Below are 12043 nucleotides of genomic sequence, written 5' to 3' on the forward strand. Positions count from 1 at the left end.
CGAATGGAGCGCGATCGGCGCTCCGACGCAGACCTCTCTCGGCAAAAATCCGCCAGCCCGCGCGGATACACCGGAGCGTTCCCCAGCTCACTTCGCCCCGGACGGACAATCCTGAACCCCGTCACAGGAAACCCCTTTCGGTCAGTTCTGCCTCCAGCGCCCGCGGCGTCGTAAAGTGAATACCATCCATGCCAACCGCACGCGCGCCTTCGACATTGTGCAGACCGTCATCGATGAACACACACTCCTCGGGCGCAATACCGGCACGAGCGCAAAGCAGTTCGAAAATTCGCGCGTCGGGCTTCATCACGCCCTCCTGCCCCGAAACGACCAATGTTCCGAACACCTCGCCCAGACGCGGGTGCACCTTCAGTCCTTCTGGCCAGGTTTCGGCTGACCAGTTGGTGATGGCATGAACTGGAGTACCCTGCGCCCTGAGCCGGTCCAGAACATCCCAGGTTCCATGGATCGCGTTTTCAACGGTACGCGTGTACAATCCTACATATGCCGCAAAAAGGCGCTGGTCCTGCGGATCGTCAAGTTCCTGTGCCAGATCGGCAAAACGCTCGCCATTGTCTCCGCGCGCATTGCGCGCCAGGAAGTCCGTACGTTCGATAAACGCATGTGCGGCGTCTTCCGACCCAAGCGCCTCGGCCCAGGCCAGATGCGGTTTCCAGTCGACCAGTACACCGCCAATATCAAAAACAACCGCCTTCATTCTGCTGCCTCCTTCCCTGTAATCCGTTCTTCGGCTTCCCGGCGCAGTTTTCGCACCAATTCCAGTTCAGACTGGAAATCCACGTAGTGCGGCAACTTGATATGCTCGAGAAAGCCCGTGGCCTGAATGTTGTCCGCGTGGCTCAGAACAAACTCCTCGTCCTGGGCCGGGGCGCCCAGATCGTCCTCGCCCAGTTCTTTCCAGCGCAGGGCACGGTCAACCAGAGCCATTGCGATGGACTTTCGCTCGGACTGGCCGAAGACCAGACCATAGCCGCGCGTAAACTGCGGCGGTTCGGTTTTGGACCCTTTGAACTGGTTCACCGTTTCGCATTCGGTCAGTTCGACCTCGCCAATCTCGATGGAAAAGCCCAACTCTGGGATGTCCATCTCGACCGCGACCTTGCCAATCCGCAACTCTCCCACGAACGCATGATTGCGGGCATAGCCGCGCTGGGTCGAGTAAGCCATGCCCAGCACAAACCCCTCATCCCCGCGCGTTAGGGATTGCAGGCGCAGTGGCCGGTTAGACGGGAACTCCATCGGCTCGCGTGTCAGGTCTCCCGGTGTCTCGTCGCTGGGCGGTTCATCCTGAATGATATCCTCACCCTTCAGGAATTCGGTGATATGCGGTGTTGGTTCCTGCCTGGCAGACCCTTCGGGCGCAGCAGCCACCTCTCCGTCAGCGGCCAGTTTGAAATCCAGCAGACGGTGCGTGTAATCAAAAGTCGGCCCAAGAACTTGTCCACCCGGCGCATCCTTGAAGGTGGCCGAGATGCGGCGATCACATGCCATGCCACCCGTCTCAACCGGACTGGAATAACCAAACCGCGGCAGTGTCGTGCGATAGGCCCGGATCAGGAAAATCGCCTCGATCAGATCACCGCGCGCCTGTTTGATCGCCAGCGCCGCAAGATCTGGATCGAACAGGGACCCTTCGGCCATCACGCGGTTCACGGCGAGGCTCAGTTGTTCCCGGATCTGCGCAAGGCTCAGCTCGGTAACATCCGTTGATCCGCGCCGTTCCTCGGCCAACCAGGCATGGGCGTTTTCGATGGCTTTCTCGCCACCTTTGACAGCAACATACATCGCTTAACCCTCTGCCCTGATCTGCGTGCTGCGCGGCAATGCCGCGACCTGGGTGCCACAGGTGAAAAAGAAGTCACATCCCAGCGGGTAGAGCGCCGCATTGCCTTGCAAAGCCGAGACGTCCGGCAGCGACAGATGCGCCACCTCCTTGATGCCCGGCCCGCTGAGTGCCGCGCCCTGCTGTTCGAGCGCGTCGCATTCCACGATCAGCGTGGCAGACCGGTCGGGATATTCCGGCGTGCCAATCCGGTAGGAGTTCAGCGGCATGAGATCTTCCCAGCGGCCAACCGAGAAATCGGCCTCGGCCGCGGGAACAATCGGCGCTCCGGTATGGAAGGTCAGCCATTTCCGCACCGCTTCGGTATCAGCCTCCCCAGCAAGGTGAACGCGGGTTTCAGGATCACATAGGGTCAACAGCAACGTACCCGCCGCTATGGACAAAGGTGCAGGGGGTTCAGCACCAGTCAGGTCACGCACCTCTCCGGGTCGCGCCATGACGGTCATTGCCGCACGAAAGGCATGTGCGGCATCAATCGGCGCATTTAGGAACCCACCCGAGAATTGGGTTTGCGCGCTCATTGATTTTCTCCGCGTACCATGGTGAAGAACTCGACTTTGGTGGCCGCTGCCTTGGCCGCACGTGCCGTCTTGGTGGCCTGCATCTCCCGTGCGAGCGGATCAATCACTTTTGCCCGGACCATGTCGGCAGACCCGGTCTGCATCAGCGCATCGACCAGAGCCGCCGTTCGGGCCTTATCCCGGGATCGGCCCTGAACATAGCCGTGCCCGACCGTGCCATCCTCCAGCACCAGTGAGCATCGCGTCACTGTCATCTCACCCAGATTAAACGGGGCACCCGTGCCACCCGTGCGACCGCGCACCATGACGCCACCGATTTCGGGCGCACGCAGCCATTCATATGTCGGGTTCAGCTGCAGGCCGTCCCATAGCGCCATCAGGGCATCCTGCGGCGCCCGGGCCAGCACACCCATCCATGCCTGCCTGGTTTCGGCTGATTTATCTGTCTGTTCCACCATCAAAGCCTCTTGGCCAGGTTGTCTATTTTTACTATACAACTAGACAAATATTACACCTGTTGATCTCGAGTCGCAATCTCCGCAGCCGTGAAGTTTTTATGACATGAGCAAAACACCGATCTGGAAAAGCATCGCCCTGACCCTGACCTCGGACATAGCCGAGGGCCGCTACAACACCGGCGACCGCCTGCCGACCGAAGCGCAATTGGCCGCAACCCATGGCGTAAACCGGCATACCGTTCGACGGGCTTTGTCCGATCTGGCCGAGCATGGGTTGGTCCACGCCCGGCGCGGTGCAGGCGTGTTTGTTTCGGCCCGCCCCACCGACTACCCGATTGGCAAACGTGTCAGATATCACAAGAACATCTCGGCCAGCGGCAAGATCCCGGGCAAACGGGTACTGGCCCTGACGACCCGCACATCTGATGAGGCCGAAGCGGAAGCGCTCGGCCTGCAAACAGGTGACCCGGTTCATGTCTATGACGGCTTGTCTCTGGCTGACGGGCAACCTGTGGGTCTGTTTCAGAGCGTCTTTCCGGCAGAGCGATTTCCCGACCTACTGGACGCCCTGTCCGAAAACGCATCGGTGACAAAGGCCCTGCAAACCTGCGGTGTACCGGATTACACCCGTATTTCGACCCGCCTGACCGCGCGGTCCGCCAGCGCAACGCAGGCACTGCATTTGCATTTGACCGAAGGTGCCCCCGTGCTGCATTCGCTGGGGATAAACGCTGATCCTGACGGACAGCCCGTTGAATATGGCAAGACCGTATTCGCGGGTGAGCGCGTAACACTAACCCTAAGCGAAGAATAAAACGGGATTGCTCCCGCCCGTCTTCAACCTCCTGACGGAGGCCTCATCCCGTTGGGCATAGCGCCGCGCAATGCGCGGCGCCGGGCCCAAGGCCGCCAAGGGGCGTCGGCGCAGCCGATGTCCCCGCAGGCGCGGGAGCCGTCTTGGCTGACTTGATCACGCCTCGTGTTTTTCCAGAAATGCTTCGGCAGACATGGCACGGAAATCTGGCAGGGCAATACGAAGCCTGCTGTTGTCCCAATCCCACCAGGCCAGTGCCATCATGCGATCTGCAATATCCTCGGGAAAGCGACGACACACTGGTTGTGCAGTCACACCAGCAACAATCGTGTATGGCGCTACATCCTTGGTGACAACCGCACCAGAGGCGACGACCGCGCCATGGCCGATGGTAACCTCGGGCTTGATGATCGCGGCATGACCAATCCACGTGTCATGGCCGATAAACGCTGTGCGACCCGCGCGATGGGCAAACCAGTCGGCATCGTCCTCGGCATCGTCCCAATAGTCAGCTGACCGATAGTGGAAATGATGCAGCGAGGCTTTCTCCATCGGATGATCGGTCGCCCCGATCCGAGTGAAGCTGGCGATGTTCGCAAACTTGCCGATCCGGGCATTGGCGATGTCGCAGGTCCGGTCGCAATAGGAGTAATCGCCGAACTCGGAATTCGCCACGCGGGTACCGGCACCGATCTCGACAAACTCGCCAAAGGTGCTGCCGGCAATCTGGCAATCGGGATGGATGAACGGCTGGTCGGAACGCAGTCGCGCCATGGTCTTTTTGTCCTTGTTCTTAGGTCACGGCAATAGGAACGGCTTGCCCTTGCGATCCCGCGGTTTGCGCGTCTTTCCGGTTTCACCCTGGATCAGACGTCGGCGCAGCCAGCCCGAGAACCAATCCATCAACATCACCATCAGGATGATCAGGACGATGTAATAGGCGACCTCTTCCCAGTCTTTTTGCGTGATGATGGCCTGCGTCAGCAGCAGGCCGATCCCGCCGCCGGTGATCGCACCGATCACGGTAGCGCTGCGGGTGTTGGATTCGAGGAAGTAAAGCAACTGGCTCAACAACACCGGAGTGATCTGCGGGATCACCCCAAAGCGATAGCGCTGTGGCGCGTTCGCTCCGGTGGATTGCACGCCTTCGATCTGCTTCTGATCCACATTTTCCAACGCCTCCGAGAAAATCTTGCCGAATGTGCCTGTGTCCGTCACCAGAATGGCCAGTGCCCCCGTCAACGGGCCGGGACCAAAGGCCCGGGCCAGAACAACCGTCCAGATCAATGCGTCCACGCCACGGACAAAATCGAACACCCGGCGCGTGATAAAGCGTACCGACCGCAACGGATTGAAATTGCGCGTCGCCATGAAGGCCAGCGGCAATGCGATCAGGCCAGCCCCAAGGGTTCCCAGAAAGGCCATCAGAATGGTCTCAAAGATCGCCCAGGCCACATCCTGATGCCGCCACATCTTGTTGGTCCAGAAGTCATTGAAGATCGCACCGGCTTCACCTGATGCGGCACGCCCCATCAACTCCGAGAAGGATTTTCCGTAATACGGGCTATCCAGCGTGAACCAGAACAGCTCCCAACCAGTGAAATAGCGGAATACTTCTGATCGGTTGCGGGTAACCGTCAGACGGCCCGCATCCGTCGTGATCGCCAAACGGTTCTTGGAGACATTGATCCATTCAGGCACATCCTCTGACGGCAATTCCGCCTGCACGCCAGCGGATCGGCTGGGTGTCGCGCGTACCCTACCATAACCCGGGATGTCGTACTCGACCGTCTCAGGACCAAAGCGCACAACGTGTCCGTCTTCCAGATCGATTACGGTCGTCTCACCCAACGCGACCCAATCCGGCGCGGTCCCCTCGGGATAGGCACCCTTGCGCTCACCCTCGATGGCAACCGAAACTTCACCATTGCGGTTGTCGCGCTCGACATGGGTTTTGTAGCTGTAGCTATCCGAAACCAGCGTCTTGCCGTTTTCCCAATTGGCGCGTTCGGCCAGCCCTGGCACGTCAAAGGCAAAGAAGACATAGATCAGGTACAGGACAACCAATCCCGGCAATCCAAAGTTCACGATACGCTTGCGGCTGAACAGGCGGTCGGCCTCGGCCTTGAGGTCATCTATCGACAGGTCGGTGGCAAAGGTACTCATGCCGTAGCTCCTTTTTCCGACCCGTGGGTCAGGCGGTCGCGCAGCAGCCCGGACAGCTGATCCACGATAACGATGGTGACGAAAAGCAGGATGAAGATGGCCGCGGCCTCATCGTAACGCCCCTGCCCCCAGGACATGGCGTTGCGCAACTCGTAGCCCAGACCACCCGCACCGACGAAGCCCAGAATGGCCGAGGCGCGAATGTTGATCTCAAAACGCAGCAGGGCGTAGCTGACATAATTCGGACCGACTTGCGGGATCACGCCCAGATACATGCGTTGTGACCAGTTGGCTCCGACCGACTGCAATCCTTCCACCGGTTTGAGCGAGGCGTTTTCATTGACCTCCGAGAACAGCTTGCCCAGCGCACCCGCCGTGTGAATGGCAATGGCGATCATCGCCGGGATCGGGCCACCACCCAGAATGAAGATCAGAACCAGTGCAATCACGATCTCGGGAATGGCGCGGAAGATATCCGAGATCCGGCGGAAGACCGGGATCAGGGATGGCCAAAGCGCCATGCCCCGCGTCGACATCAGCGCCAGAAACGTTCCGCCGATGGTCCCAACCAAAGTTGCCGCCGCCGCGATGTTCAGTGTCTCGATCAATGCGGGAAAAAACTCGACAAGGTTCGCCGGCATAGCGCCGATCTTTTCCCAGGCTTCCGACAACACCTCGGCCGGATAGTCCAGAATGCGATGCCAGCCGTCGGTGAAGCTCCCCGCATTGCGGCTGTCGGCAGTGCGGAATCCCGCAGCCATCAAAGCCACGAACAAGATCAGAAGGATACCACCATAGACCCTCTTGCGTCGCGTCATCGCTGTATATTCGTCGCGGATCTGATCGACGCTTTGGGACCCTGCAGTCAGGTCTGTCATGGAATGCTCCTGAGGGGAAAACGGGGTCCGGTATCGAACCAGACCCCGATCATTGGATAGGCAGGCTTAGTTGGACTTAAGCTTGCGTGCTTCGATGATGATTTCGTAGGCGTCATGCGTGATCGGCTCGAACGCTTTTGCCTCACCCGCGGCAACACCGTAGAAGCATTCGCGGTCTTTCTCATGCAGGCCAGCCATCAGGGCAGTCATCTTTTCTTTGACATCCGCAGGCAGCGCGGTGCGCAGAACTACCGGACCTTCCGGGATCGGCTTGGATTTCCAGATTTCGACCATGTCGTTCATGTCGACCAGACCGGCATCAACAGCGCGGCGCAGGGCACCCGAGTTGTAGCCGTCTTCCCAGTTGCCCAGACCGTCAGCCCAGGTAACGCCACCGTCAACGTCGCCATTGTTGACTGCAACGATGGTCTGCTCGTGACCGCCGGTGAACTTCACTTCACCAAAGTAGTCGCCCGAATCCATGGTCGCACCAGTGGCCTGCGGGATTTCGATCGACGGGATCAGATAGCCCGAGGTCGAGTTCGGGTCACCAAAACCAAAGGTCTTGCCCTTCATGTCATCCAGCGAGGTGATGCCGCTGTCCTTGCGTGCAAACCCGATCGAATAGTAGCCGTAGCCGCCGTCGACATTCACTTTGACCAGAACCGGCTCAACCGCCTCAGGATCGCTCAGATAGGTTTTTGCGTAGCCCGACGCGCCCAACCATGCCATGTCGATGGTGCCGCCCAGCAGACCCTGAATAACGCCGTTATAGTCGGCAGGGGCAAACAGCTTGGTCTCAACGCCCAGCGCTTCTTCGGTGTATTCCCGCAGGCACTCGTTGTTGTTCAGACGGTCCTGAGCGTTTTCGCCGCCCAGAATACCGATGCGGAATTCGCTGATGTCCTGAGCCATTGCAGGTGCGGCCATGGCAGTGGTCGCAACAAGGGCAGCCATTAGTTTTTTCATCTGTCTCTCTCCAGTTTGATTGCCCCGACCTCTCATCGGGCCGGGCGATGAAAGGTCGTGGGGGTGGCTCAGATGGTGGCCTCGGCTTCCATCAGGGCCTTCTGGGTGGCGCCGAGCGTTTCGATCTCGGTCGATGTCGCCTCTTCCGAGAAGCTGGCGTCGGCGCCATAGATTTCGCGGGCAACCCCGGTGGTCAGCTGCTCGGGCAACCCGTCAAACACGATGCGCCCGTCACGCATGCCAACCACGCGGTCGCAATAGCGGCGCGCGGTGTCCAGCGTGTGAAGGTTTGCGATGACGGTGCGGCCGTCCTCTTCGTGGATACGGCGCAGGGCCTGCATCACGACCTGCGCATTCATCGGGTCCAGCGAGGCGATAGGTTCGTCGGCCAGAATAATCCTGGGATCCTGCATCAGGGCACGTGCGATGGCGACGCGTTGCTGCTGCCCCCCCGACAGGGCCTCAGCCCGCTTTGGCGCATGTTCGGCAATGCCAAGACGATCCATTATGTCGATGGCGCGATGGATATCCTCCATCGGGAACAGGTTGAATATCGTCGCCAGTGTCGAGTGTCGGTTCAGCGTCCCGTGCAGCACGTTCGACACGACATCCATGCGCGGCACCAGATTGAACTGCTGGAAAATCATCGCGCACTCGGCCTGCCAGGACCGTTTTTCCCGGCCTTTCAGTCGGGTAACATCGCGGCCTTCGTACAGAATGCGGCCATTGCTGGAATCGGTTAACCGGTTGAGCATTCGCAACAGCGTCGATTTACCCGCCCCGGACCGGCCGATGATCCCGATCATGCAAGGTTTGTCCACATCCAGCGTTGCCGCATCGACAGCAACGTTGTCACCAAATCGCTTGGTCAGTTTTTCGATACGCAGCACGTGCCACCCCCAAATCGTGTTGGTGGCCAGCTACAGACGGCACTCAACGGGGATGTGTCGGTTCGATGAAAGTTTTGTAACTGCGATCCGTGCTGCAAGTATCGGCCACCCGGCTCCAAGCCCCGCAAACGCGGGATTGGGCCTACCCTTTGGCATCAATCGCGGCTATATGCGCGGGCAACAAGTTACCTGCGCACGAGGCCAGCCATGAGCTTTGACCGTTCCATCAAGATTGCCCCATCCATCCTGTCCGCCGATTTCGCCAATTTCGGACAAGAAATTCAGGCGATCGAGGCCCAGGGCGCCGACTGGGTGCATGTCGATGTGATGGACGGTCATTTTGTGCCGAACCTGACCTTTGGTCCGCCTGCGGTAACGGCATTCCGCCCGCATGTGAAGACAGTGATGGACGTGCATCTGATGATCACGCCGGTCGACCCCTACATTCAGGCTTATGCCGATGCGGGTGCCGACATCCTGACCGCCCATGTCGAGGCAGGCCCACATACGCACCGCACCTTACAGGCGATCCGAGCCGCCGGGATGAAAGCGGGCGTTGCGCTGAACCCGGGAACTCCTGCCGAGGCGGTCGAGCATCTGCTGGACCTGACGGACCTCGTTTGCGTCATGACGGTGAACCCTGGATTTGGTGGCCAGAAATTCATCGATATGACCGCAAAGATCCGCCGCCTGCGGCAGATGATCGGTGATCGCCCGGTTCACATCGAGATTGATGGCGGCGTTGATCCCCAGACGGCACCGTTGGTCGCAGCCGCCGGGGCGGACGTACTGGTCGCCGGTTCCGCCGTATTCAAGGGCGGCTCGGTCTCCCGACCCGAAGTATACGGTGCAAACATTCAGGCAGTCCGGGCGGCCGCAAACTCCGCACTCTAGGCGTCATCGCGGCCAGAGAACCCTGGGGAACTCTTGGCAACGAAACCCAAGCCCGCATGTAACAGGCTTGGGACACCGGCATTCAGCCCTGATAGCAAGAGCCTTTACACAGGAAGGCTCTTGCAGGGTGATCAATCTGCGCCGAACGCTCCGATATAAGACACACCGTTCGCGCCAGTGGTCTGGAATGTTCCGCCAACTTCTTCCGCATTGGGGCCGTAGAAAACACCATGGGCCTGACCGCTGGTTCCCGAACCGGCGACATTCGCCACGAACCCCGAGTTCGAAACGCTGCCGGTACCTGCGAAATCCAGCTCTGGGGCGAGACCGGTGCCCCCTCCGACCAGCAGGCTGTCTGCCACGGTATTGGTGCTGCTCATCGAAACGGTGGAGAAATCTGTCGACACATTGACTTCGGAAACCGTCTGATAGTGGGTTCCATCGGCGCGCCGTGCAATCCCGGTGCTGGCACCCTGATAGCTGGCGGTCTGCCCGCGCGGCATGTCGGCGGTCGGCGTAACCGAGCCATAGGACCCGGCGCCCGCAGTACCGGACGGCTGGTTCCGGTCATGCAACCACGCGCCAAAGGTCTGATACTCGAACCGTGTCCGGGTTGGGTCCAGAATGGTTGCACCGGAATTCAAATCCGGAGAGTTGAAGGTGACCGCTGCCGTACCCTGATCAATCCTGTCACCATTGCGGCTGTCCAGATTGAAACTGGATCCCCCCGAAACAGCCGTCGCCGCAACGATGTTTCCGCCGCTTGTAATCAGCGTCAGATCCGATGGAATCGGGCCAGTCTGGTTTTGAACGATGACTTGACCATTCACCTGATTTGACGAATACGCCTGCACGACTGCCCTGCCATTCAAGGTTGCAGTGCCATCCTGCGGCAGATTGATTTTCTGCGCCAGCGTTGTTGAAATCGGCCCTTCGGCAGAATTTCCACCACCAGAGGACGAATCACCACCGCCGCCGCCATCAAAATCAAGACCGGCGGCTCCGCCGCATGCGCCAAGGAATAATACGGGGATGAATGCTGCAATCAGGCAACGTGTTTGGGAATTCATAACTGCTCCATAGTCAAATCTGAAACGGCACATTAGTTACTCACCCATACGGCGCAAGTGATGCCGCCCGTGCAATCTATAGGATATGTTTTTGTTGTTGAAAATGCGACAGGCACCGTGGGCCGAATTGACGCAAAATTTTGTTTTCACGGCAAAAATGGTTTCCCGCAACAACAATAATAGACCGCGCCGCTCAATTTCGTTCTGGCGCCGGATGACGTCCAAAAAGGCTTGTTCTTGACCCGTATTCTGCTTACCGCCCTCAGCTTTCTGTTTGTCCTGTTACCCAATACCGAGGTCCGCGCCCAGTCAGAAAACAAAGTTCCAGTCGCTGCGTTTGTCGACGAAACGGAAATCGAAGCTTTGTTTCTAAGTGGCCTTGCGGATCTGCAACGCGGACAACCGCAAGCTGCAATCGAAAAGTTCTCCTCGATACTGGCGGCCAATCCGAATCTCGTGCGGGTCAGGCTGGAACTTGCCCGCGCATTCTTTCTGGCCCATCAGTGGGACCGGGCACGAAACGAGTTCTTTGTCGTTCTTTCCGGCGATCTGCCGGACCCTGTGCGCGCCCGTGTTCTCAGCTACATCCGGCAGATCGACGCCCGCCGGGGGTTCGACTGGGATCTCAGCCTCGGCCTGACCACCGTCGGCAATCCGCGCAAATACGACACGGACCAGATCACACTGAACCTGTTCGGGCTGAAGCTGCCGTTCACGTTGGACCGCGACACCTCGACCGAGCTCGGCCTGCGCGTCACCGGAGCTGCGAATTTCCGCAAACCGGTCGACCTGTCCTTTTCCACCCTCGATACCGTTGCATTTGCATCATTGGCGTTTGACGTGACCGAGGCGCGAACCTCGAACTACGATGACTACATTTTTGTCGGAAGGTTCGGTCTGCGCACCCTCGCCTCGTTGACCACCGTGTCTTTCGGGCCGGCCCTCTCGACCCGACTTGTCGGCGGCAATGTGTTCGAAAACCGCATCGCTCTGGAAACTGCGTTCGAACGCAGAAACCTGCTCGGGGGATCTGTCTTTGGCCTTGTATCCGCGTCGCGCCTGCACAACCCGACAAACAGCGCGCTGGACGGTCATGAGTTTCAGGCCGAACTTGGTGTCCGCCGGTCCATCGGCGGGCGGGGATCCATCGGGTTGAGCGCGCTGATCCAGGACAAGTCAGTCGAAGGCGATCTGGACAATTACTTGCGCAAGCGATTGACCCTGTTTGGTCAGGTCGACACACGCGGCGGCTTCACGTTTCGTCCGTCCGTCTATCTTGAAAACAGGATATTCCAATCACCCAGCCCGATCCTCACCGCCTCGCCGGACGAGAAGTCGTGGGGTACGGCAGTCAGGGTCGAAAAAAACGATCTGTTTTTTGGCAACGGCTTCTCGCCGTTCATGCAACTGGAATACAACCGAACTCAGTCTGATATCAGGGCCTACAGCTATATGGAAACCGAGTTTGAGCTGGGCTTCGAGCGGCGTTTCTGAAAACGGGCGGTCCGGTCCGCAGGGC

At 59.1% G+C, this 12043-nt stretch carries 13 protein-coding genes; 3 read left to right on the forward strand and 10 right to left on the reverse strand.

The features are described from left to right. Nucleotides 1-121 precede the first annotated feature (121 nt). The 4 genes from ACR3EQ_RS10280 to phnG are packed head-to-tail and all read right to left on the reverse strand — an operon-like array spanning nt 122 to nt 2843. Complete coding sequence (locus ACR3EQ_RS10280; protein ID WP_170613529.1) at nt 122-718, reverse strand: HAD family hydrolase; 597 nt, start codon at nt 716-718, stop codon at nt 122-124. Next, nucleotides 715-1806 carry a carbon-phosphorus lyase complex subunit PhnI gene (locus ACR3EQ_RS10285; RefSeq protein WP_170613531.1) on the reverse strand — a complete coding sequence of 364 codons (1092 nt, stop codon included), beginning with the start codon at nt 1804-1806 and terminating at the stop codon, nt 715-717. The genes ACR3EQ_RS10280 and ACR3EQ_RS10285 overlap by 4 nt, the downstream gene beginning before the upstream one ends. A 3-nt stretch (nt 1807-1809) precedes the next feature. Then, nucleotides 1810-2385 carry a phosphonate C-P lyase system protein PhnH gene (gene phnH / locus ACR3EQ_RS10290; protein WP_170613533.1) on the reverse strand — a complete coding sequence of 192 codons (576 nt, stop codon included), beginning with the start codon at nt 2383-2385 and terminating at the stop codon, nt 1810-1812. Then, entirely contained in the window at nt 2382-2843 is a 462-nt protein-coding gene (gene phnG, locus ACR3EQ_RS10295; protein ID WP_170613535.1) for a phosphonate C-P lyase system protein PhnG, read from the reverse strand. Before phnG ends, phnH begins: the two co-directional genes overlap by 4 nt. A gap of 103 nt (nt 2844-2946) precedes the next feature. Here phnG and phnF point away from each other — a divergent pair, with 103 nt between their 5' ends. Continuing rightward, on the forward strand, nt 2947-3657 hold the full coding sequence (phnF, locus tag ACR3EQ_RS10300) for a phosphonate metabolism transcriptional regulator PhnF (protein WP_170613537.1): 711 nt from the start codon (nt 2947-2949) through the stop codon (nt 3655-3657). A gap of 156 nt (nt 3658-3813) precedes the next feature. Here the strand turns inward: phnF and ACR3EQ_RS10305 are convergent, their stop codons facing one another. The 5 genes from ACR3EQ_RS10305 to phnC form a co-directional block, all read right to left on the reverse strand. Then, nucleotides 3814-4431: an LbetaH domain-containing protein gene (locus ACR3EQ_RS10305; protein WP_480490557.1), complete on the reverse strand. Its 618-nt coding sequence runs from the start codon at nt 4429-4431 to the stop codon at nt 3814-3816. Nucleotides 4432-4455: 24 nt separating this feature from the next. Continuing rightward, nucleotides 4456-5823, reverse strand: a complete 1368-nt coding sequence (gene phnE, locus ACR3EQ_RS10310) for a phosphonate ABC transporter, permease protein PhnE (protein ID WP_170613541.1) — start codon at nt 5821-5823, stop codon at nt 4456-4458. After that, nucleotides 5820-6701 carry a phosphonate ABC transporter, permease protein PhnE gene (gene phnE, locus ACR3EQ_RS10315; RefSeq protein ID WP_155148826.1) on the reverse strand — a complete coding sequence of 294 codons (882 nt, stop codon included), beginning with the start codon at nt 6699-6701 and terminating at the stop codon, nt 5820-5822. Before phnE (ACR3EQ_RS10315) ends, phnE (ACR3EQ_RS10310) begins: the two co-directional genes overlap by 4 nt. 66 nt (nt 6702-6767) lie before the next feature. Then, nucleotides 6768-7670 carry a phosphonate ABC transporter substrate-binding protein gene (gene phnD / locus ACR3EQ_RS10320; protein ID WP_155148824.1) on the reverse strand — a complete coding sequence of 301 codons (903 nt, stop codon included), beginning with the start codon at nt 7668-7670 and terminating at the stop codon, nt 6768-6770. A gap of 68 nt (nt 7671-7738) precedes the next feature. Continuing rightward, a complete protein-coding gene (gene phnC / locus ACR3EQ_RS10325) occupies nt 7739-8560 on the reverse strand; it encodes a phosphonate ABC transporter ATP-binding protein (RefSeq protein WP_170613543.1) in 822 nt (273 codons plus the stop codon). 207 nt (nt 8561-8767) lie between these two features. On the opposite strand from phnC, the gene rpe reads away from it, so the two are divergent. Next, on the forward strand, nt 8768-9454 hold the full coding sequence (gene rpe / locus ACR3EQ_RS10330; protein WP_170613545.1) for a ribulose-phosphate 3-epimerase: 687 nt from the start codon (nt 8768-8770) through the stop codon (nt 9452-9454). A 131-nt stretch (nt 9455-9585) separates the two neighbouring features. Here rpe and ACR3EQ_RS10335 read toward each other — a convergent pair whose 3' ends face one another. After that, nucleotides 9586-10524, reverse strand: a complete 939-nt coding sequence (locus ACR3EQ_RS10335; RefSeq protein ID WP_170815896.1) for a transferrin-binding protein-like solute binding protein — start codon at nt 10522-10524, stop codon at nt 9586-9588. Nucleotides 10525-10761: 237 nt separating this feature from the next. On the opposite strand from ACR3EQ_RS10335, the gene ACR3EQ_RS10340 reads away from it, so the two are divergent. Further along, complete coding sequence (locus ACR3EQ_RS10340; RefSeq protein WP_480490559.1) at nt 10762-12018, forward strand: tetratricopeptide repeat protein; 1257 nt, start codon at nt 10762-10764, stop codon at nt 12016-12018. Nucleotides 12019-12043 lie beyond the last annotated feature (25 nt).

This window comes from Ruegeria sp. AN11, from assembly GCF_056536005.1.

Coding starts and splice junctions, on each gene's coding strand:
- ACR3EQ_RS10280 (WP_170613529.1), bottom strand. CDS start 718: ATGAAGGCGGTTGTTTTTGATATTGGCGGTGTACTGGTCGACTGGAAA.
- ACR3EQ_RS10285 (WP_170613531.1), bottom strand. CDS start 1,806: ATGTATGTTGCTGTCAAAGGTGGCGAGAAAGCCATCGAAAACGCCCAT.
- phnH (WP_170613533.1), bottom strand. CDS start 2,385: ATGAGCGCGCAAACCCAATTCTCGGGTGGGTTCCTAAATGCGCCGATT.
- phnG (WP_170613535.1), bottom strand. CDS start 2,843: ATGGTGGAACAGACAGATAAATCAGCCGAAACCAGGCAGGCATGGATG.
- phnF (WP_170613537.1), top strand. CDS start 2,947: ATGAGCAAAACACCGATCTGGAAAAGCATCGCCCTGACCCTGACCTCG.
- ACR3EQ_RS10305 (WP_480490557.1), bottom strand. CDS start 4,431: ATGGCGCGACTGCGTTCCGACCAGCCGTTCATCCATCCCGATTGCCAG.
- phnE (WP_170613541.1), bottom strand. CDS start 5,823: ATGAGTACCTTTGCCACCGACCTGTCGATAGATGACCTCAAGGCCGAG.
- phnE (WP_155148826.1), bottom strand. CDS start 6,701: ATGACAGACCTGACTGCAGGGTCCCAAAGCGTCGATCAGATCCGCGAC.
- phnD (WP_155148824.1), bottom strand. CDS start 7,670: ATGAAAAAACTAATGGCTGCCCTTGTTGCGACCACTGCCATGGCCGCA.
- rpe (WP_170613545.1), top strand. CDS start 8,768: ATGAGCTTTGACCGTTCCATCAAGATTGCCCCATCCATCCTGTCCGCC.
- ACR3EQ_RS10335 (WP_170815896.1), bottom strand. CDS start 10,524: ATGAATTCCCAAACACGTTGCCTGATTGCAGCATTCATCCCCGTATTA.